Origin of the sequence: Rubrivivax gelatinosus IL144 (assembly GCF_000284255.1) — a bacterium.
GTDB lineage: Bacteria > Pseudomonadota > Gammaproteobacteria > Burkholderiales > Burkholderiaceae_C > Rubrivivax > Rubrivivax gelatinosus_A.
On the sequence record NC_017075.1, the window covers coordinates 1,770,113 to 1,790,093 of the forward strand.

21 protein-coding genes are annotated in these 19,981 nt (G+C 73.5%); 13 read left to right on the forward strand and 8 right to left on the reverse strand.

Annotated elements, in window-relative coordinates:
• Positions 1-31 precede the first annotated feature (31 nt).
• From flhF to RGE_RS08435, 4 genes are read left to right on the forward strand one after another with little or no spacing between them, the layout of a single operon-like run.
• Positions 32-1,591: a flagellar biosynthesis protein FlhF gene (gene flhF, locus RGE_RS08420; protein ID WP_014427917.1), complete on the forward strand. Its 1,560-nt coding sequence runs from the start codon at positions 32-34 to the stop codon at positions 1,589-1,591.
• Positions 1,592-1,608: 17 nt separating this feature from the next.
• Positions 1,609-2,391 carry a MinD/ParA family ATP-binding protein gene (locus RGE_RS08425; protein ID WP_014427918.1) on the forward strand — a complete coding sequence of 261 codons (783 nt, stop codon included), beginning with the start codon at positions 1,609-1,611 and terminating at the stop codon, positions 2,389-2,391.
• A 33-nt stretch (positions 2,392-2,424) separates the two neighbouring features.
• Complete coding sequence (locus tag RGE_RS08430) at positions 2,425-3,138, forward strand: RNA polymerase sigma factor FliA (RefSeq protein ID WP_014427919.1); 714 nt, start codon at positions 2,425-2,427, stop codon at positions 3,136-3,138.
• Positions 3,139-3,160: 22 nt separating this feature from the next.
• A complete protein-coding gene (locus RGE_RS08435) occupies positions 3,161-4,519 on the forward strand; it encodes a methyl-accepting chemotaxis protein (protein ID WP_014427920.1) in 1,359 nt (452 codons plus the stop codon).
• Here the strand turns inward: RGE_RS08435 and RGE_RS08440 are convergent, their stop codons facing one another.
• The 4 genes from RGE_RS08440 to flgA form a co-directional block, all read right to left on the reverse strand.
• Complete coding sequence (locus tag RGE_RS08440; RefSeq protein ID WP_014427921.1) at positions 4,520-6,697, reverse strand: sensor histidine kinase; 2,178 nt, start codon at positions 6,695-6,697, stop codon at positions 4,520-4,522.
• A gap of 290 nt (positions 6,698-6,987) precedes the next feature.
• Positions 6,988-7,386: a hypothetical protein gene (locus RGE_RS08445; RefSeq protein WP_014427922.1), complete on the reverse strand. Its 399-nt coding sequence runs from the start codon at positions 7,384-7,386 to the stop codon at positions 6,988-6,990.
• A 16-nt stretch (positions 7,387-7,402) separates the two neighbouring features.
• The gene (flgM, locus tag RGE_RS08450) at positions 7,403-7,696 is read right to left on the reverse strand and encodes a flagellar biosynthesis anti-sigma factor FlgM (protein WP_043784976.1); all 294 of its coding nucleotides are present in this window, start codon (positions 7,694-7,696) and stop codon (positions 7,403-7,405) included.
• A gap of 135 nt (positions 7,697-7,831) precedes the next feature.
• Positions 7,832-8,551 (reverse strand): flagellar basal body P-ring formation chaperone FlgA, encoded by a 720-nt coding sequence (gene flgA / locus RGE_RS08455; RefSeq protein WP_014427924.1) that lies wholly within the window; start codon positions 8,549-8,551, stop codon positions 7,832-7,834.
• A gap of 131 nt (positions 8,552-8,682) precedes the next feature.
• On the opposite strand from flgA, the gene flgB reads away from it, so the two are divergent.
• From flgB to flgF, 5 genes are read left to right on the forward strand one after another with little or no spacing between them, the layout of a single operon-like run.
• Complete coding sequence (gene flgB, locus RGE_RS08460) at positions 8,683-9,135, forward strand: flagellar basal body rod protein FlgB (protein WP_014427925.1); 453 nt, start codon at positions 8,683-8,685, stop codon at positions 9,133-9,135.
• A 15-nt stretch (positions 9,136-9,150) separates the two neighbouring features.
• On the forward strand, positions 9,151-9,570 hold the full coding sequence (gene flgC, locus RGE_RS08465; protein ID WP_014427926.1) for a flagellar basal body rod protein FlgC: 420 nt from the start codon (positions 9,151-9,153) through the stop codon (positions 9,568-9,570).
• Between the two features lie 16 nt (positions 9,571-9,586).
• A complete protein-coding gene (locus tag RGE_RS08470; RefSeq protein ID WP_014427927.1) occupies positions 9,587-10,231 on the forward strand; it encodes a flagellar hook assembly protein FlgD in 645 nt (214 codons plus the stop codon).
• Between the two features lie 13 nt (positions 10,232-10,244).
• The gene (flgE, locus tag RGE_RS08475; RefSeq protein ID WP_014427928.1) at positions 10,245-11,540 is read left to right on the forward strand and encodes a flagellar hook protein FlgE; all 1,296 of its coding nucleotides are present in this window, start codon (positions 10,245-10,247) and stop codon (positions 11,538-11,540) included.
• Positions 11,541-11,565: 25 nt separating this feature from the next.
• A complete protein-coding gene (gene flgF / locus RGE_RS08480; protein WP_014427929.1) occupies positions 11,566-12,288 on the forward strand; it encodes a flagellar basal-body rod protein FlgF in 723 nt (240 codons plus the stop codon).
• 15 nt (positions 12,289-12,303) lie between these two features.
• Here flgF and RGE_RS08485 read toward each other — a convergent pair whose 3' ends face one another.
• From RGE_RS08485 to RGE_RS08500, 4 genes are read right to left on the reverse strand one after another with little or no spacing between them, the layout of a single operon-like run.
• Positions 12,304-13,797 (reverse strand): ArnT family glycosyltransferase, encoded by a 1,494-nt coding sequence (locus tag RGE_RS08485; RefSeq protein ID WP_014427930.1) that lies wholly within the window; start codon positions 13,795-13,797, stop codon positions 12,304-12,306.
• Positions 13,766-15,013: a beta-ketoacyl-[acyl-carrier-protein] synthase family protein gene (locus tag RGE_RS08490; protein ID WP_014427931.1), complete on the reverse strand. Its 1,248-nt coding sequence runs from the start codon at positions 15,011-15,013 to the stop codon at positions 13,766-13,768. The genes RGE_RS08485 and RGE_RS08490 overlap by 32 nt, the downstream gene beginning before the upstream one ends.
• Positions 15,010-15,273, reverse strand: coding sequence for an acyl carrier protein (locus RGE_RS08495; protein ID WP_014427932.1), 264 nt, complete (start codon positions 15,271-15,273; stop codon positions 15,010-15,012). The genes RGE_RS08490 and RGE_RS08495 overlap by 4 nt, the downstream gene beginning before the upstream one ends.
• Before the next feature lie 5 nt (positions 15,274-15,278).
• Positions 15,279-16,142 carry an alpha/beta hydrolase gene (locus tag RGE_RS08500; protein ID WP_014427933.1) on the reverse strand — a complete coding sequence of 288 codons (864 nt, stop codon included), beginning with the start codon at positions 16,140-16,142 and terminating at the stop codon, positions 15,279-15,281.
• A 169-nt stretch (positions 16,143-16,311) separates the two neighbouring features.
• On the opposite strand from RGE_RS08500, the gene RGE_RS08505 reads away from it, so the two are divergent.
• From RGE_RS08505 to RGE_RS08520, 4 genes are all read left to right on the forward strand, one after another.
• The gene (locus tag RGE_RS08505) at positions 16,312-17,007 is read left to right on the forward strand and encodes a response regulator (RefSeq protein ID WP_014427934.1); all 696 of its coding nucleotides are present in this window, start codon (positions 16,312-16,314) and stop codon (positions 17,005-17,007) included.
• A complete protein-coding gene (locus RGE_RS08510; RefSeq protein WP_014427935.1) occupies positions 17,004-18,389 on the forward strand; it encodes a sensor histidine kinase in 1,386 nt (461 codons plus the stop codon). The genes RGE_RS08505 and RGE_RS08510 overlap by 4 nt, the downstream gene beginning before the upstream one ends.
• Before the next feature lie 123 nt (positions 18,390-18,512).
• Complete coding sequence (flgG, locus tag RGE_RS08515) at positions 18,513-19,295, forward strand: flagellar basal-body rod protein FlgG (RefSeq protein WP_014427936.1); 783 nt, start codon at positions 18,513-18,515, stop codon at positions 19,293-19,295.
• Positions 19,295-19,978 (forward strand): flagellar basal body L-ring protein FlgH, encoded by a 684-nt coding sequence (locus RGE_RS08520; protein ID WP_043783914.1) that lies wholly within the window; start codon positions 19,295-19,297, stop codon positions 19,976-19,978. The genes flgG and RGE_RS08520 overlap by 1 nt, the downstream gene beginning before the upstream one ends.
• Positions 19,979-19,981: the final 3 nt, after the last annotated feature.

Sequence of the window (19,981 nt, forward strand, 5' to 3'; positions counted from 1 at the left end):
CCCTCACCCTGCGCTCTGATCGGGAGGCCGCATGAACGTCAAGCGTTTCACCGCCCGCACCTCGCGCGAAGCCCTCGCGCTCGTGCGCCAGGCCTTCGGCGAAGACGCCGTCGTGATGTCCACCCGCCCCTGCGCCGACGGCGTCGAGGTGCTGGCCATGGCTCCCGAGTCGCTGCAGCAGCTCGAACGTGTCTCCGCCGCGCCGGCCGCGCCGCGTGCCCGCGCCGCCGCGCCGCGTGCCGCCGCCCCGCGGGTCGAACCGCGCGTCGAGCCGGCTTTCGACGCCGCCGAGGTCGACGAGGACGTCGAGCAGCTCGAGATGAGCACGCTGTCGTTCCAGGACTACGTGCGCGAGCGCATGTTGAAGCGCCGCCAGACCGAACTCGCCCGCGAGGCCGCCGCCGAGCCGCGCCAGCCCGGCGCCGTCAGCGCCCGCCGCGCCGAAGCGCAGCGCGAGGAGCCGCCGGTGCGCGCCGCCGCCCCGGCCGCCGAACCGCGGGCCCGCGCCGCCGCGCCCGCGGCTGCCGCGCCGGCTCCGCGTGCCGCCGAGCCGCGCCGGGAGCCGCCGGTGCTGCGCGAGGAGATCCGCCACGCCGAGCCGCTGCTGCCGCAGGCGCCGGTGCTGGCCGACGGCGCGCCGCGCCGCGACCAGGCCGAGATGATGGAAGAGCTGCGCTCGATGCGCGGCCTGATCGAGCAGCGTTTCGGCGCGCTGGCGTTCATGGAAAAGCTGCAACGCCAGCCGCGCCAGGCGCAGCTGACGCAGAAGCTGCTCGGCTGCGGCTTCTCGCCGTCGCTGGTGCGCAAGCTGGTCGAAGGGCTGCCCGGCGGCTGCGACGAACTCGCCTGGGCCGCCGGCGTGCTCGAACGCAACCTCGCCACCGGCGAGCGCGAGAGCCCGCTGGAGGACATCGGCGGCGTATTCGCGATGGTCGGCCCGACCGGCGTCGGCAAGACGACCAGCACCGCCAAGCTGGCCGCGGCCTTCGCCACCCGCCACGGCGCCGCCAACCTGGGCCTGATCACGCTGGACGCCTACCGCGTCGGCGCCCACGAGCAGCTGCGCACCTACGGCCGCATCCTCGGCGTGCCGGTGCACACCGCGCACGACCGCGCCTCGCTGGAAGACCTGCTGGACCTGCTGTCGGCCAAGAAGATGGTGCTCATCGACACCGCCGGCATGGCCCAGCGCGACGCCCGCACCCGCGAGCTGCTGGACATGCTGTCGCACCGCTCGATCAACAAGCTGCTGGTCGTCAACGCCGCGGCCCAGGGCGAGACCATCGAGGAAGTGCTGCTGGCCTACGGCGCCGCCGCCTGCCGCGGCATCGTGCTGTCGAAGATGGACGAAGCGGTGAAGCTGGCGCCGGCGCTGGACGCGCTGATCCGCTACAAGCTCAAGGTGCTCGCCGTGGCCAACGGCCAGCGCGTGCCCGAGGACTGGCACCGCCTGTCGGCCAACGCGCTGGTGCAGCGCGCGCTGCGCGGCGGCGGCAGCCCCGCCTGGCGCATGGACAGCGCCGACATGAACCTCGTCTTCGCCGCCGTGCCGACGCCGACCCCGGCGCCGGGCCATCCGCTGCACGCCTGAACCGCCGCGACAGCTCCATGCGCGACTTCTACGACTCCGCCCCCGCGCCGCTGGACCAGGCCCACGGCCTGCGCCGGCTGTTCGCGGCCTCGCGCCAGCGTTTCGTCCCGCTGGCCGCCAACCCGCACGTGCCGTTCTCCGGCGTCGTCATCGACGAGCTGACCGCCGCCTTCGTCGGCCGCGGCCAGCGCGTGCTGGTCGTCGACGCCGCCGACAGCTCGCCGGCACCGCGCGAGATCGCGCTGCTGGACGTCGGCGCCGCGATCGAGGACCTGTCGCCGCAGATCGGCTACCTCGCCGCACGCGGGCTGCCGCTGCGCCACGTCGACACGCGCGGCTCGGCCGCCGGTTTCGCCGACGCGCTGGCCCAGGCCGCGCCCAAGGCCGACGTCGTGCTGGTGCATGCCAACCCGGGCGACCTGGCGCGCATGTTCGGCCAGCGCGCGGCGCGGCCGATCCTGATCGGCGCCGACCACCCGGAGAGCATCAAGCACGCCTACGCGGCCTGCAAGCTGCTCGCCCAGCGCTGCGGCCTGATGACCTTCGACCTCGTGCTCGCGGCGCCGCTGGCCTCGCGGCGCGTGCGCGCCATCGCCACCAGCCTGGCGAGCTGCGCCGACGCCTTCCTGGGCGCGCTGCTGCACGACTGGGCCGTCGTCGACCCGGCCACCGACCTGCGCGCCGGCCCCGGGGCCGCCGTCTCGCGCCTGGTCTCGGGCCAGCTCGCGCTCGACGGCCAAGGCCTGCCGGCCGCCGCGGCGCCGGCCGCGGCCCAGCGCGCCGCGTTCGCGACGAACTGAACCGACGGAACACGCCCTCGAAAGGCTGCTCTCATGTACACCGCCAAGGGACAACTCGATGCCAACGCGATGCTCCGGCAATACAGCCCGCTGGTCCGTCGCCTGGCGCACCAGATGATCGCCAAGCTCCCGGCGAACGTGGAGCTCGACGACCTGATCCAAGTGGGCATGATGGGCCTGTCCGACGCGCTGTCGCGTTTCGATGCCGCCCAGGGTGTGCAGTTCGAGACCTTCGCGACGCAGCGCATCCGCGGCGCGATGCTCGACGAGCTGCGCGGCAACGACTGGATGAGCCGCGGCGACCGCCGCCACCAGCGCACGATCGAGGCCGCGGTGCACAAGCTCGAGCAGAAGCTGCACCGCGCGCCCAGCGAGAGCGAGATCGCCCAGGAGATGGGCCTGTCGCTCACCGATTACCAGGAACTGCTGACCAAGGTGCGCGGCACCCAGCTGATCTACCTGGAGGACATGAGCGGCGACGACGGCGACGACGACTACCTCGACCGCCACGTGCACGACGAAGAGGCCAACCCGCTGGGCCGGCTGCAGGACCAGCGCATGCGCCAGGCGCTGGTCGAGGCGATCAAGAACCTGCCCGAGCGCGAGCAGTACGTGATGAGCATGTACTACGAGCACGACATGAACCTCAAGGAGATCGCCGCGGTGCTCAAGGTGACCGAGAGCCGCGTCTGCCAGCTCCACAGCCAGTCGATCGCACGCCTGCGCACCCGCCTGCGCGAGTGGTAGTCCTCCCGTCAGGAGACAGCCCATGTTCAAGTCCTTCCGGCGCCCCGCTTCCGGGCCGCCGCCGACGGCTGCGCGCGACGCCGCCGCGCCGGCTCCCGCGGCCGTCGACGCTACAGGCGCGCTGCGCCTGGTCAGCGAGCGTGCCTCGGGGCTGGGCCGCGAGGCCGCCGAGGTCTGCGGCGTCATCGCCGACACGCACCGCGTCGCCACCGCCCAGGCCGCCGCGCTGCAGGCGCTGGCGCGCCAGCTTCAGGACGTGGTCTCGGCGCAGGCCGCGATCGCCGGCGAGACCGAGAACGGCCTGCGCGCCGTCGCCGAGGTCGGCGAGGCGGTCCAGGCCGTCGGCACCGAGGTCGGCGGCATCGTCGACACGCTGCGCCAGGTCTCGGGCGCGGCCGACCAGATCACCCAGATCGCGCTGCAGACGCGGCTCGTGGCCTTCAACGCCTCGGTCGAGGCCAAACGTGCCGGCGAAGCCGGGCGCGGCTTCGGCGTCGTCGCCGATGCGGTCAAGGACCTGGCGGCCAAGGTCGAGGTCTCGTCCAAGGAGATTCTGGCCACCGTCGGCCGGCTCGACGAGCGCATCGCCGCGCTGGCGCGCGAGATCCAGCGCAGCGAAGGCAGCCCCGCCGGCGGCGTGCACCGCGCGCTCGACGGCGTCGTCGAAGGCGTGGGCCGCATCCACGACGCCAGCCGGCGCAGCTCCGAGGTCTGCTCGGTGCTCGAGTCGCAGATGGCCGGCATCGAAGGCGAGGTGCGCCTGACGACGCGCTCGCTGGACGCCGCGCTCGGCCGCACCGAGAACTTCCTGCGCATCTCCGAGCAGCTGATCGAGGCGTTCACCGCCAGCGGCCTGGAGACCGAGGACTCGCCCTATATCCGCGCCGCGCAGCAGGCCGCCGCCCAGGTCGCGGCGCTGCTGGAGGACACGCTGGCCGCCGGCCGCACGACGCTCGCCGACCTGTTCGACGAGCGCTACCAGCCGATCGCCGGCACCGAGCCGGCGCAGCACATGACGCGTTTCTCGGCGCTGGCCGAGCAGCTCTTCCCGCAGGTCCAGGAAGCGGCGCTGTCGCTGTCGGACAAGGTGGTGTTCTGCATCGCCGTCGACCGCAACGGCTACGTCGCCTGCCACAACCGGCGCTACAACCAGCCGCAGCGCCCGGGCGACCTGCTGTGGAACACCGCCAACAGCCGCTGGCGCCGCATCTTCAACGACCGCACCGGGCTGGCCTCGGCGCGCAACGAGCGCCCGTTCCTGCTGCAGACCTACCGTCGCGACATGGGCGGCGGCCGCTTCGTCGTGCTCAAGGAAGTCGCCGCGCCGATCGCCGTCGGCGGCCGCCACTGGGGCGGCCTGCGGCTGGCGTTCAACTTCTGATCAGGCGGCTGCCGGCGCGAGCGTGAACTCGAAACGCGCGCCGAGACCCGGCGCGCCGTAGGCGGCAACCGTGCCGCCGTGGCGCTCGACGATGCGCTGCACGATGCTCAGCCCGACGCCGGTGCCGCCGTAGTCCTCTCCGGCGTGCAGCCGGCTGAAGGGCACGAACAGGCGACCGGCGAGCGCCGGGTCGAAGCCGGCGCCGTTGTCCTCCACCGTCACGCGCAGCCGGCCGTCGTCCTGCAGGCTGGCGGCCAGCCGCACCCGCGGCTCTTCGACGCGGCGCGTGAACTTGGCGGCGTTGCCCAGCAGGTTGGCGAGCACGATGCGCAGCGCGCCCGGGCAGCCGTGCACCTTCAGGCCGGGCTCGATCGTCCAGGCCACCGGCGCGGCGCGCGGCAGCTCGGGCAGTTCGGCGGCGGCTTCCTCGGCCAGGCGGCTCAGGTCCACGGCTTCCATCGGCATCGCCTGCACCGTCGAGCGCGCCAGCAGCATCAGCGCCTCCAGCGTCTCGCGCATCGTGCGCGCGGCGCGCGCCTGCAGCGCCAGCAGCTCGCGGTCGCCGGCGTCCAGCCGCGCCGCGGCGCGCGTGCTCAGCAGCTGCGCCACGCCTTCGACGTGGCCGATCGGCGTGCGCAGCTCGTGCGCGAGCTGGCGCGAGAAGGCGTCGAGGTCGAGGTTAATCTGCTCGAGCTCGCGCGTGCGCTCGGCCACCGCCTGCTGCAGCGCCTCGTTGTCGCGGCGCAGCACGTCTTCGGCCTGCTTGCGCACCGTGATGTCGCGGCCGACGCCGCGGTAGCCGAGGAACCGCCCCTGGCCGTCGAAGCGCGCGATGCCGCTGATCGACACCCAGTGGTGCGAGCCGTCGGCGGCCTGGGTCGGGAACTCGAAGGAGCGGAAGGGCCGGCGCGCGGCGAGGTCGGCGCGGTGCTGCTCCCACCACTCGGCCGGGGTCGCGGCGTGCACCTCCCAGCGCGTGCGGCCGTCGCCGGGTTCGTAGTAGTCGACGGCGCTGCGGTAGACGGCGCGGCCCACCGGCTGCAGCCGGTGCTCGGCGTCGGTCTCCCAGTACCAGTCGGAGGCCAGGTCGACCATCAGCGCCCAGCGCTGCTCGCTCTCGCGCTGGCGCTCGTAGTCGAGCTTGCGCGTGCTGATGTCGCGGCCCACGCCTTCGTAGCCGCAGAAGCGGCCCGCGGTGTCGTAGCGCGGGCGGCCGCTGAGCTGGATCCACAGCGCGTGCTCGCCGCGGCGCGATCGCGCCCGCAGCTCCAGGTCACGGAAGGACTCGCGCCGCGTCATGCGCTCGGCCAGCCAGTCCCAGCCCAGCGCCGGCGCGTCGTAGGCGCCGATCTCGTCGCGGCGGCGGCCCAGCAGCTCGCCGATCGGCCAGCCCAGCTGGGTCGTCAGCGGCGTCGAGCTCGACACCCAGGACAGGCGCATCTGCTCGTCGGTCTCCCAGTACCAGTCGGCCGACAGGTCGGCGAGCGCACGCCAGCGCCGTTCGGAGACCTCGGCCGGGGCGGCCTCGGGCGCGGTGAGCTCGGGCGCGACGGTGTCGCCGCTGCGCGCCAGCGTGTCGGAGAACTCGCGCAGCGCGCGGCGCAGGCGCCGGCGCTGGCGCCAAAGTCCGTGGGCCGGCAGCAGCAGCGTCAGCGCCAGCGCGGCCGACAGCGCCTTCAGCCAGCGTTCCAGCCGCTCCTGGCGCAGCGCGACCTCGTGGCGCACGGCGGCGCCCACGTGGTCGGCGGTCTGGGCCAGGGCCTGCAGCTCGGCACGGTCGGCCTGCGGGCCCAGCGCCGCCAGCCGCGACTCCAGCAGCGTGATGCCCGGCGCTTCGAACCCGGCGCTGGCGCCGGCGGCCTTCAGCGCGGCGACGCGCCGCTTCAGCTCGGCGCTGCTGCGCAGGCGCTCGCCCGGCCCGGCGTCGGACGCGGTGGCCCAGGCCAGTTGCGAGGTCGCCGCGCCGAGGCCGTCGGCGGCCTCGGCGAGCGTGCCGCCGGGGCGCTGCTGCAGCAGCGCGATGAGCAGCGCCGCCGCGCAGGCCGGGCCGGCCAGCAGGACGATCCAGCGCCGTTCGGCGCAGCTCCGGAGTCTCTCCAGAAGGGTGCGGGCCGCCTCGGCGCCCGCGGCAGCAGAGCCCGGCGCAGACGCAGTCCAGGCAGTGTCGATGTTTCCCAACGCAAGTCGTCAAGCAAGGCGCCGCACGCGGCGGCGCACAGGTGATTCGGTCGGAGGCCGCGGTCGTGGCCGGGTCTCTCGGTTTCGTGAACAGGCCATTGTCGCGCCATTCCAGCGTGCAAATGCCAGTTGTCGGTGCAGCTGCACACTCGCTGTGCGCGTCATGCCCCTTGCCGGCGAAACCAGGCACTAAGCAAGCGCCGTGCACGAAACCTGTGCGTCGCAAACGAAACGGCCGGGTCGCGTGGGCGACCCGGCCGTCGGGGGATGAGGGCGCCGCGAGGCGCGGTTCAGGCGAGCAGCGAGCCGCCTTGGCTGGCGCGGGTGCTGGCGCCGGCAGCGCCGTAGCCGCCGGTGCCCAGGTTGGGCAGCAGCACGTCGATCGCGCGGTCCAGCGCCGCGGTGGCGCGGGCCAGGGCCTCACGCTGCGCGGCGACCTGGCCGCTGGCGACGGCCAGCCGCTGGCGCAGCGGCATCGGCACGCCGCCTTCGCGCGCGGCGCGGGCGAAGTGCTCGACGGCCTGGGCCAGGGCACGGTGCAGGTCGCTGGCGGCGGACTCCACCGCGCCGGCGTCGCTGGCGGCCAGCGCCGCACCCAGCGCGGCCAGGCGCTGTTCCAGCGCCTGCAGCGGCGCTTCCAGTTCGGTGGCACGTTGCAGCGCGTGCATCTCGGCGGCGGTGGTCAGCATGAACGCTTCGCCAGGGTCAGCGGTTGTAGGTCCGGCCCAGCAGTTCCTGGGCGTTCGAGATCAGCTTGTCGGCGATGGCCTCGTGGTTGACCTGGTAGTCGCCGTCGCGGATCGCCTGGGCGATGCGGCCGACCTTGGCAGAGTCGAAGCTGCCGTCGCCCGAATCGGTCGCCGCCAGTGCCGCGGCCGACAGCTGGACCTTCGCGCTGGGCTCGGCCGTGCTGTCTGGCGTGCGGGTCTGCGAAGTCGCCTTGCGTTCGCCGTTCACCGAGTTGGCGGACGACGTGGTATCGAGGAGACCGATCTTCATCTTGAACTCCAATGGGGGCCTCCCGGACGGGCGGACCTCCCTTGACATGATCGCTGTATCGGAGCGCCGGCGGGCAACTTTAGGGCCGGCAGGGATGAATTTTCGTCGGTCCCCTGAATGCGGGGGGATTCGGGCTCAAAGCGTGACATCGACCCGCCCTTCGGCCGTCGGCAGGCCGGTGAGGATGCGTCCGGCCTCGGTGCGCACGCGCACCGGCCGGCCTTCGATGCCGCGGGTCAGGGCTTCGCCGCGTGTCGAGACCGCGAAACCGTTGCCGCGCGCGACGATGTGCACGGCGTCGCCGGCGGCGAACCACTCGCGGGCCTTCAGGTCGTCGACGCGCAGCGACTCGCCGGCCGCGAGGTTGCGCGCCAGCGTGCGGCCGGCCAGCGCCTCGACGGCGGCCAGCGGCGGTGTCGCCTCGGCGGCCCAGTCGACCTGGCCCAGCGTCAGCTGATCGGGCGCCAGCACGGTGCCCTGGGCCAGCGCCGAGACGGCGACTACGCCCGGGCCCCAGACCTTGACCGTCACCGGCAGGTAGACGTTCCAGGCCACGGCGCCGCCCTGGCAGCGCAGGCCGACACGCGCGCGGCCCCAGGGGCGCACGCCGGGCGGCAGGTAGGGTTCGATGCGCGGGCAGGGTGCGAGCTTCAGGCGCGGGTCCAGCGCGCCGGGCACGACCTCGACACGCAGGCCCGCGGGCGCGAGCGCCGCGGCGGCGTCGCCGGCGATGGCGCGCACGGCCTGCAGCGTCGCCGCGGGCAGTTCCTCGGCGCGGGCCGCCGGGCAGGCGGCCACCGCGGCCAGCGCCAGCGCGCCGGCCGTGCGTCGCAGGATCGACCCAGGCTTTTCCACCCGCCGCACTCTGCCAGCCGGCGCCCGCGGCACGGGCGCGAAAAAGGGGTGGAAGTGCCCGCTTATCGGGCTCATGTCCGGCGAGCGGCTGCCCAGAATCGGCCACGACCATCCGAAGGAGCGTGCGCCTCATGATCAACCGCCTGACCGGACAGCTGGACTTCCAGGCTCAGGCGCTGGCGCTGCGCTCGGAGCGCCAGCGCGTGATCGCCAGCAACATCGCCAACGCCGACACGCCGGGCTACGTCGCGCGCGACTTCAATTTCTCGCAGGCGCTGCGCGACGCGACCGCCTCGCTGCCCCGCCCGCCGGCCAGCGGCGCGGCCAGCCCGACGGCGTCCAACGACCTCGGCGCGCCGATCGCCGGGCCGCTGCTCGACGGCGGCTTCGGCCGCCTGAAGCCGACGACCGACCTGCGCTACGCGACGCCGGCCCAGACCAACCTGGACAGCAACACCGTCGACATGGACCGCGAGCGCGCCGCCTTCGCCGACAACGCGCTGAAGTTCGAGGCCTCGCTGCGTTTCATCAACGGCAGCGTCAGGACGATGACCGACGCGATGAAGAGCCCCAACCAGGGCTGAGGAGGGCACTGAAGCATGAGCATGTTCCGCATCTTCGACGTCTCCGGCAGCGCGGTCAGCGCGCAGAGCCAGCGCCTGAACGTCGTCGCCTCCAACCTGGCCAACGCCGACACCGTGGCCGGCCCCGACGGCCAGGCCTACAAGGCCCGCCAGGTGGTGTTCCAGACCGCGTTGATGGACGCCGGCGGCGACCCCGCCAGTTCGGCCGGCGTGCGCGTCTCGACGATCAAGGAAGACGCGAGCCCCGGCCGGCGCGTGCACGACCCCAAGCACCCGGCGGCCGACGCCGAGGGCTACGTCACCTACAGCAACGTCAACGCCGTGCAGGAGATGGTCGACATGATCTCCGCCTCGCGTTCCTACCAGAACAACGTCGAGGTGATGAACACCGCGAAGAACCTGCTGCAGAAGACCCTGCAGATGGGCCAGTCCTGACTGAACGGAACGCGCGATGAGCACCACCGTCGATCCCTACGCCGCCATCAACACGCCGACCGAGAGCAAGAACTCGGGCAGCACCTCGGCCAGCGCCGACCGCTTCCTGAAGCTGCTGGTCGCGCAGATGCAGAACCAGGACCCGTTGAACCCGATGGACAACGCCCAGGTGACGAGCCAGATGGCGCAGATCAACACCGTCACCGGCATCGAGAAGCTCAACGAGACGGTCGGCACGCTGAACACGCAGTTCCTGCAGATGCAGGCGATGCAGGGCGCCTCGCTGGTCGGCCGCGACGTCACCGTCGAGGGCAAGCGCCTGGACGTGCGCGAGGGCGTCGGCGTCGGCGGCATGGATCTGTCGGGCACCGCCGACTCGGTCAAGGTCGACATCCTCGACGGCTCCGGCCGCGTCGTCGACACGCTGGACCTGGGCGCGGCCAAGGCCGGCCCGCACAGCTTCACCTGGGACGCGAGCAAGGTCGCCGACCCGAGCAACTACACCTTCCGCGTCACCGCCAAGCTCGGCGCCGCCAGCGTGACGTCGACCTCGCTGATGCGCGACACCGTCGCCGCGGTCAGCACCTCGGGCAATGCGCTCAAGCTCGAGCTCGCCCACGCCGGCACCGTCGATTACAGCGCCATCAAGGCCTACAACTGAACAGGACACCACGATGAGCTTCCAGCAAGGCCTTTCCGGGCTCAACGCGACCAGCAAGAGCCTGGACGTGATCGGCAACAACATCGCCAACGCCAACACCTACGGCGCCAAGTTCTCGCGCGCCGAGTTCTCCGACATGTACGCCACCGCGCTCAACGGCGCCGGCGTCAACAACGTCGGCATCGGCGTGAACCTGGCCGCGGTGTCGCAGCAGTTCACGCAGGGCAACATCTCGACCACCGGCAACGCGATGGACCTGGCGATCAACGGCGCCGGCTTCTTCCAGGTGACCGACGGCGTCAGCCCGACGCAGTACACGCGCAACGGCCAGTTCAAGGTCGACCGCGACGGCTACATCGTCAACAACGACAAGCTCAAGCTGATGGGCTACCCGGCCGACGCGCTGGGCAACATCCAGCCCGGCCTGGCGCAGCCGCTGCAGCTGCCGACCTCGGGCATCGCGCCGAACAAGACGACGAAGATGGAGATGGAGTTCAACCTCGACTCCCGCGCCGCCGTCACCGCCCCGGCCGCCTCGGTGACGCCGCAGATCGACTTCACCGACTCCAAGACCTACAACAACGCCACCTCGGTGACGGTGTACGACTCCAAGGGCCAGGACGTCGCGCTGACCTACTACTACCAGAAGTCGGGCGACAACACCTGGAACGTCTACGTCACCGCCAACGGCCAGCCGGTCAACGGCACCGCCGCGGCACCGACGCCGTGGCAGACGCTGACCTTCTCCACCGACGGCAAGACGCTGACCTCGCCGTCGCCGGCCACGGCGCTGAACCTCACGCTCAACGGCCCGCTGACCAAGACCGACCCGAAGACCGGCGCGGTGACGACGACCATCGTCACGCCGCTGTCGACCACCGTCTCGCTGGCCGGCGCCACGCAGTACGGCTCGACCTTCGGCGTCACCAACCTCACGCAGGACGGCTACGCGCCGGGCCAGCTGACCTCGATCACGATCGACGCCGACGGCGTCCTGCTGGCGCGCTACAGCAACGGCCAGAGCAAGCCCGCGGGCCAGCTCGAGCTGGCCAACTTCCGCAACCCGCAGGGCCTGCAGCCGCTGGGCGGCAACGTCTGGGCCAGCACCCACGCCTCGGGCGAGGCCGTGCTCGGCACGCCCAGCCAGGGCAACATGGGCGTGCTGCAGTCGGGCGCGCTGGAGGAATCGAACATCGACCTCACCGGCGAGCTGGTCAACATGATCACCGCCCAGCGCATCTACCAGGCCAACGCGCAGACCATCAAGACGCAGGACCAGGTCATGCAGACCCTGGTCAACATGCGCTGACGGCGCCGACGGCGGAGGCTGAAGCGTGGACCGGCTGATCTATTTGTCGATGGGCGGCGCCAAGGCGACGATGGAGCGCCAGGACGTGCTCGCCAACAACCTGGCGAACGCGTCGACGACGGGTTTTCGCGCCGAGCTGCAGGCCTTCCGCGCCGTGCCGGTGCGCGGCGACGGCGCCAGCACGCGCGTCTATTCGCTCGAGTCCACCGTCGGCTACGACGAGCAGGCCGGCCCGCTGCAGCAGACCGGCCGCAACCTCGACGTCGCGATGCGCGGCAAGTCCTGGCTGGCCGTGCAGTCGCTCGACGGCACCGAGGCCTACACGCGTGCCGGCGCGATGGAGATCAACTCCGAAGGCGTGCTCGTCACGCCCTCGGGCCTGCCGGTGCTCGGCGACGGCGGCCCGATCACGGTGCCGGCCAACGCCACGGTGAACATCGGCGCCGACGGCACCGTCTCGGCGGCCAGCAACGGCGGCAAGCCGCAGGCCATCGGCCGGCTGAAGATGGTCACGCCCGAGACGCCGCTGACCCGCGGCACCGACGGCCTGTTCCGCGGCGCCGACGGCGACCTGCCGGCCGACCAGTCTGCGCGGCTGCAGGACGGCGCGCTCGAGGGCAGCAACGTCAGCACCGTCGAGACCATGGTGCAGATGATCTCGGCGGCGCGCCAGTTCGAGCAGCAGATGAAGATGCTGCAGACCGCCGAGCAGAAGGAACAGTCGGCGACCAAGCTGCTCGGCCCCTGAGCGGCCGCGCCCGGCTCAGGGCGGCGGGCAGCCGCCCGCGCCGGCCTGCGCCGGCCGCGTGCGCCAGCGCAGCGTCTCGAAGCCCGGCCCCGCGTCCTGCGTGTCCGGCCCGTCGAGCCCGGGGCCGACGTCCAGCGCGCCACAGCGCGCGGCCAGGTCGGGTGGCACCCAGGGGCTGCGGTCCAGGCGGCCGTCGATCAGCACCAGCGGGTGTTCCGCCATCGCCTCGGCCAGCGCTCCGGCCAGCGCCGGCGGGCCGACGATCAGGCGCACCGGGCCGCCCAGCGCGCGGCGCGCCTCGGGCGCGATGCGCGTCGCCAGCTCCCCGGCGTCGAAGTTGCGCCAGTGCGCCTGGCGCATCGCGTCGGGGCCGCCGGCCGATCCCATCCAGCTCTGCAGCAGCAGCAGCGCCTGCAGCAGCACGAAGAGCGGGAGCAGCCGCAGCCGCGGCACCGCCGCCCAGCCGGCGCGCGGCGCCGCGAGTTCCATCGCCGCGGCGACGGCGAAGGGCAGGAAGGGCGTGCCCCAGTGCAGCTGCAGGTCGGCGCCGAGCAGCACGCCGGTCAGCGGCATGAAGGCCAGCGGCACGAGGCCCCAGGCGAGCAGCAGCGCCCGCGCGGCGTCGTGCGGCCTGCGCCGGCCCGGCGGCAGGCGGCGGGCGAGCAGCGCCGCACCGGCCAGCAGCAGCCAGGCCGGGCCGCTGCGGTTGCCGATCTGGTCGGCCAGCCAGTGCAGCGCGTCGAAGCTGCGCGAGGCCGCGCCGAGGCCGGCGCCCAGCGAGCTGCCCACCGCGTAGTGCACCGGCGCGAAGTCGTGCTGCAGCAGCCACAGCAGGTGCGGCAGCACCGTCAGCAGCGCGACGGCCGCCGCCAGCGCGGCGCCGCGGCGCTGGCGCGCCTCGCGCCACAGCCCCTGCTGGACGAAGAACACCGCGGCCGCGGTGGCGGTGACGGCGATCTGGTACTTGGCCAGCGCCCCCAGGCCGAAGCCCAGTCCGACGGCGGCCCACCAGCGCGCCTGCCCGGTGGCCGCGGCCTGCCAGAGCAGCGCCGCGCAGGCGGTGGACGCCAGCAGCAGCACGATGTCGTGGTTGTAGTAGTCCAGGCGGCCGTTGTAGTAGGTGATGCACAGCACCGCGAGCAGCGCGACGAAGGCGTGCACCTCGCCGCGCAGCCGGCGCAGCAGCCACCAGAAGATCGCCAGCGAGGCCCCGGTCGTCGCCGCGCCCATCGCGTAGACCGTCCAGCGGTTCGGCCCGAACAGCTGCTCGGGCCCCCAGATCAGCCAGGTCGGCAGCGGCGGGTGCTTGTAGTAGCCCCACTGCAGCGCGTGTGCCCAGGTGAGCTGCTCCAGGTCGTCGACCGGCGGCACCAGGTTGCTGAGGCCCAGGTGGCCGATCCAGACCGCGGCGAAGACCAGCAGCAGCGCGGCGACGAGCCGCGTCTCGCGCTGCGCCGCCGTGCCGCGTGGCGCGGCCTCAGTCCACGGCGCGGAAGGCGAGAACCGCATTGCTGCCTCCGAAGGCGAAGGAGTTGGACAGCGCCAGCCGCAGCGCGGCGGCGTCGCGGCCGCTGCCGGCGACGTGGTCGACGCCGGTGCAGGCGGGGTCGGGCGTGTGCAGCGTCGCCGTCGGCGGCAGCGCGCGGCGGGCCAGCGCCAGCACCGTGACCAGCGCCTCGACGGCGCCGGCGGCGCCCATCAGGTGGCCGTGCGCGGCCTTGGTCGAGCTGAGCGCCAGGCGCGCCGCGTGGCCGCCGAAGACCTGGCGCAGTGCCGCGATCTCCACCGGATCGCCTTCGACCGTGCCGGTGCCGTGGGCGTTGACGTAGCCGACCTCGTCGACTGCGGCGCCGGCATCGCGCAGCGCGGCCTCGAGCGCACGCACCTGGCCGGCCGCCGACGGCGCCGTCAGGTGGTGGTGGTCGCAGCTCGCGCCGTAGCCGACGAACTCGGCGTAGATGCGGGCGCCGCGGCGGTGCGCGGCGTCCCAGTCCTCGAGCACCAGCGCCGCCGCGCCTTCGCCGGGCACCAGGCCGCGGCGGCGCGTGTCGAAGGGCGCGCAGGCGCCGGCGGCCGCCTCGCCGTCGGGCGGGTCGGCCAGCACCTGCATCGCCTGCCAGGCGCGGGCGAGCGCATAAGGCATCGCCGCTTCGCTGCCGCCGGCGACGACGGCGCTGCATTCGCCGCGGCGCAGCCGGGCGAGCGCCTCGCCCAGCGCCACCGACGACGAGGCGCAGGCCACCGAGTAGGTGAGGCAGGGGCCGCCGAGCCCCAGCCGCAGCGCGATCTGCGAGGCCGGCGCGTTGTGCATGCCGAGCACCACGGTCAGCGGCGAGACGCGTTCGCGCCCGCGCAGGAAGAGTTCGCGATAAGCCCGTTCGCTGGCCACGACGCCGCCCGCGCCGGTGCCCCAGGAGACGCCGACACGCTCGCGCTCCGCCGCCGGCAGCGCCTCCAGCCCGGCGTCGCGCCAGGCCGACAGCCCGGCGGCCAGCGCGAGCTGGGCGCCGCGGTCCATCGCCAGCAGCTGCGGCCTGGGCGCCAGCGCCGAGGCGTCGAAACCTTCGCAGACCGCGGAGACGGTGCGCGTCTCGTGCGGCGCTTCGCCGACGAGGTGGCGCGCCACCGCGCTGCGGCCGGCGAGCAAGGCGTCGAAGAAGTCCTGCGGCCGCTCGCCGAACGGCGACACCAGCCCCAGGCCGGTGACGGCGACGCGGCGCGTCATGCGCGCAGCGGCTGCGCCAGCCGCGGCAGATGGGGCTCGATCAGCGCGACCAGCTCGCGCACCGTGCGCGGCAGCACCGGCTGCTCGCCGAGGTCCACCGAGATGCGGTCCTCCAGCGCGAACAGCAGCTCGGCCAGCGTCAGCGAGTCGGCGCCGATGGCCGCCAGCTCGGTGTCCAGCGCGATGTCGGCGGGCTTCACGTCGAGGTACTCGGGGAGGATGTCGCGGACGAGGACGAGGGCGTCGGTTTCGGTGCTCATGGTGTTCAGGCGCAGGCGCGCGCGGTGGGTTGCAGGGGCAGGGCATGCAGGTCGGCGCGGCCGCCGCGTTGCTCCTGGTCGAGAAAGGCGCGCATCTCGGCGAGCACGGTGTGCTTCTCGCGGTCGATGCTGAGCATGTGGTAGCTGTCGTTGAGCAGCACGCAGCGCACGCGTGCGGCGACGAGCTCGCGTGCCGCTTCGAGCGCGCTGCGCGGCGACACCGCCTCGTCCTCGCGGGCGTGCACCAGCAGCGTCGGCGCGTCGACCGCGGCCAGCTGCGGCCGCAGCCCGGCGATCAGCTCGCGCGCTTCGAGCAGGTGGTGCACCGACAGCGCCGCGGCGCCGGCGTCGGAGCTGCCCGACTGGTTCATCTGGCGCTCGATGAAGGCGCGCATGCGCTCGTCCTTCACGCCGTAGGGCGCACGCTCGCGCACGAGGATGCGGCGGGCGCCGGGCAGCACGCGCGCCAGCGGCAGCAGGCGGCGTGTCCAGGGCGTCGCCCAGCCGTCGTAGTACAGCGTCGTCGACAGGCCGATGCAGGCGGCGACGGCGCCCGGCCGCGCGGCGGCCACGTGCAGCGCCAGCACGGCGCCGATGCACAGCCCGCCGACGGCGACGCTGTCGTGCGCGGCGGCCAGGGCGTCGAACTCGGCCAGCGCCGCGGCACGCCAGCGGGCCTGCGTCGATTCGCTGGCCGGCAGGCCGTGCGAGTAGCCGGGCAGCACCGGCAGGCGCACGGTGTAGCCGGCGCGCTGCAGCCCGCGGGCCAGGAACTGCAGCTCCTGCGGGCCGCTGCACAGGCCGTGCAGCAGCAGCACCGCGTGCGGACCGGCCGGCAGCTGCAGCGGGCCGGGAAGATCTGGAGTCATCAATGCTCTCGAAGGACGCCGTGGACGGCGGACCTGCAGCACCGTAGGCACGCGAGCTTGCGGATACCCTTCGGTCGGGCCGCGGGCGCGGGCATCGCCCCGGCGGCTGGCGCCGGTGCCGCGGCAGCATTACGCTGGCCGCCGTCCCTTGCCCCACCGACTCCTTTCCATGCGCCTCCTGCTGATCGAAGACGATGCGCTGATCGCGCGTGAACTGCAGCTGCGCTGGCGCCCGCGCGGCTGGATCGTGCACGCCGCGGCGACGCTGGCCGAGGCCGACAAGCTGCTGGCCGCCGGCCAGGCCCAGGGCGGGCTGGAGCTCGTCGTGCTCGACCTCGGCCTGCCCGACGGCGACGGCCTGGACTGGCTGAAGGCGCTGCGCCGCCAGGACCGCCAGCTGCCGGTGCTGGCGCTGACCGCACGCGACCGCATCGCCGACCGCGTGCTCGGGCTGCAGAGCGGCGCCGACGACTACCTCGTCAAGCCTTTCGCGCCCGAGGAGCTGGACGCGCGCGTGCAGGCGCTGGCACGGCGCGGCGAGCAGCAGCGCGGCGACCTGCTGCACTTCGGCCGCATCAGCTGGTACGGCCAGGAAGGCATGGCCTACGTCGACGGCCAGCCGCTGGAGCTGTCGCCGCGCGAGCACGAGGTGCTGGGCCTGCTGATCCGGCGCGCGCCGCGGCTGGTGCCCAAGCGTGTGCTCTGCGACGCGCTGGCCGAGCGCAACCTGGAGGTCGGCGACACCGCGGTCGAGGTCTACGTCTCGCGCCTGCGCCGCCGGCTGCAGGGCTCGGGCTCGGCGATCCGCACGCTGCGCGGTTTCGGCTACCTGCTGGTGCCCGAGACGGCGCTGCCGCCGGCATGACGCGCGCCAGCGCGCGCGTGCTCAGCCGCGAGCTGCTGCTGCGGCTGATGCCGCCGGTGCTGGTGCTGGTGGCGCTCACCGCCGCGCTCGGCGCCTACAGCGCCAAGCAGCTCGCCGACCACGTCTTCGACCGCTGGCTGTTCGACGCCTCGCGCTCGCTGGCCGGCCAGGTGCACTTCGACGCCGACGGCCGGCCCTCGCTGCGCCTGCCGGCCGAGGCCCAGGCGATGCTGCTCTTCGACGACGTCGACCGCACCTGGTTCAGCGTGCAGGCCGACGGCCGGCTGCTCGCCGGGCAGCCCGGGCTGCCGACCTCCGGCGACGACGAGGTCGTGCGCTCGCCGCACGGCCGCGCCTTCGGCGCCACGGTCGACGGCCGCCCGGTGCGCGTCGCGCGCGAGGACCTGCTCGGGCCGCAGGGCGCGCGCGTGACGGTGCTGGTGGCCGAGACGCTGGGCAAGCGCGAGCGCGCCAGCGCCTGGCTGCGCGACATGCTGTGGCCGATGGCCGCGCTGGTGCTGGCCACGGGCCTGGCGATCGTGCTCGCGGTGCGCGCGACGGTGCGGCCGCTGGAGCAGATCGCGGCGCGCTGGCGCCAGCAGTCCAGCGTCTCGCTCGACGCCATCGAGGCCGGCGACGTGCCGCGCGAGCTGGTGCCGTTCGCCACCGCGCTCAACGGCCTGCTGGGCCGGTTGCGTGGCCTGCTCGAGCGCGAGCGCCAGTTCTCCAGCGTCGCCGCGCACCAGCTGCGCACGCCGCTGGCCGGGCTGCAGCTCGGCCTGGCGCGGGCGCGCGAGGCCGGCGACCTGGAAACGGTGCGCGCCGTGCTCGGCGAGCTCGAGCAGACGACGCAGCGCACCGCGCGCGTCGTGCAGCAGCTGCTGGCGCTCGGCCGCCTGACGCCCGAGAGCGACGGCGTGCAGCCCGGCCCGCCGGTCGACCTGGTGGCGCTGGCGCAGGAAGTCGGCGCCGCGCAGGCCGACGCCGCGCTGGCGCGCGGCCTGGACCTGGAACTCGACGCCCCGGACACGCCGGTCAGCGTGCCCGGCCAGGCCGACCTGCTCGCCGAGGCCCTGGCCAACCTGCTGGACAACGCGATCCGCTACACGCCGGCCGGCGGCCGCATCGTGGTGCGCGTGCAGGACGCGCCGCCGGCGCTCGGCGTTGACGACTCCGGCCCCGGCATCCCCGAGGACGAGCGCGAGGCGGTGCAGCAGCGTTTCGTGCGCGGCCGCGGCGCCGCCGGCGACGGCAGCGGCCTGGGGCTGGCGATCGTGCGCGACGTCGCCGCGCTGCACGGCGCGCGCCTGGAACTGGGCGACGGCGCCTGGGGCGGGCTGCGCGCCGAACTGCGTTTCGACGCCCGGCGCCCGGTGCCCTGAGCCTGCCGCCGGCAGCCGCTCGCGGCGGAGAAGCGGGGCCAACCCCGCTGTTTTCAGCGCTTCGAAACGGGGGCCCAGGGCTCAAGATCCGGCCGTACCTGTCCGCCCCACGAGGAACCCGACATGCTTCGTTCGCTTTGGATCGCCAAGACCGGCATGGAGGGCCAGCAGACCAAGCTGGACGTCATCTCCAACAACCTCGCCAACGTCGGCACCAACGGCTTCAAGCGCGGTGGCGTCCAGTTCGAGGACCTGATCTACCAGAACCTGCGCCAGGCCGGCTCCGCCAGCAGCGAGCAGAGCCAGCTGCCCACCGGGCTGCAGGTCGGCCTGGGCGTGCGCGCCGCGGGCACGACGCGCAACTTCACCCAGGGCAACCTGCAGCAGACGGGCAACAGCTACGACATCGCGATCAAGGGCAACGGCTTCTTCCAGATCCAGATGCCCGATGGCACCACCGCCTACACGCGCGACGGCGGCTTCCAGGTCAGTTCCTCGGGCCAGCTGGTCACCAACCAGGGCTATGCGGTGCTGCCCGGCATCACGATCCCGGCCGACGCCAAGACCGTCACCGTCGCCGACGACGGCACGGTGCAGATCACGACCGCCGGCAGCTCGACGCCGACCACCGTCGGCCAGCTTCAGCTCGCCAACTTCGTCAACCCGGCCGGCCTGGAGTCGCTGGGCGGCAACCTGTACGCCGAGACCGCCGCCTCGGGCACGCCCAACACCGGCACGCCGGGCACCAACGAGCTGGGCGCGCTGCAGCAGGGTTTCGTCGAGACCAGCAACGTCAACGTCGTCGAGGAGCTCGTCAACATGATCGCGACGCAGCGGGCCTACGAGCTGAACTCGAAGGCCATCCAGACCTCCGACCAGATGCTGCAGAAGCTGGGGCAGCTGTGATGACCGCCGCCCGCCTCCTCCTCGCCGCGGCCGCGCTGGCGCTCGCGGGCTGCGAGACGATGTACCCGACGGTGCAGTTCGAGCAGCCCACCGGCGCCGAGCAGCCGGCGGTTGCCAACACCGCGGTCGAGATGCCGCACACCGGCGCGATCTACCAGACCTCGCAGTACCGGCCGCTGTTCGAGGACCACCGCGCGCGCCAGCCGGGCGACACGCTGCAGGTGCGCATCGTCGAGAAGATCAGCGCCACCGCCAAGTCGACGAGCTCGCTGGACAAGTCCAGCGACCTGAGCGGCGGCGTCACCGCGCTGCCGGGCCTGAACGCCGCCGCGGCGCTGCGCCGCGCCGAGATCACCGGCAGCTCCGAAGGCAAGTTCGCCGGCAAGGGCAGCACCGAGAACAGCAACGACTTCCAGGGCACGATCACCGTCACCGTGCGCAGCGTGCTGCCCAACGGCCACCTGATCGTCGGCGGCGAGAAGCAGATCGGCGTCAACTCCAACGTCGACGTGCTGCGCTTCTCGGGCCAGGTCGACCCGCGTGCGATCGAGCCGGGCAACGTCGTGCAGAGCACGCGCATCGCCAATGTGCGCCTGGAGCAGCGCGGCCGCGGCGCGCAGGCCGACACCAACGCCGTCGGCTGGCTGAGCCGGGTGTTCTTCAGCGTGCTCTGGCCGCTGTGAAGG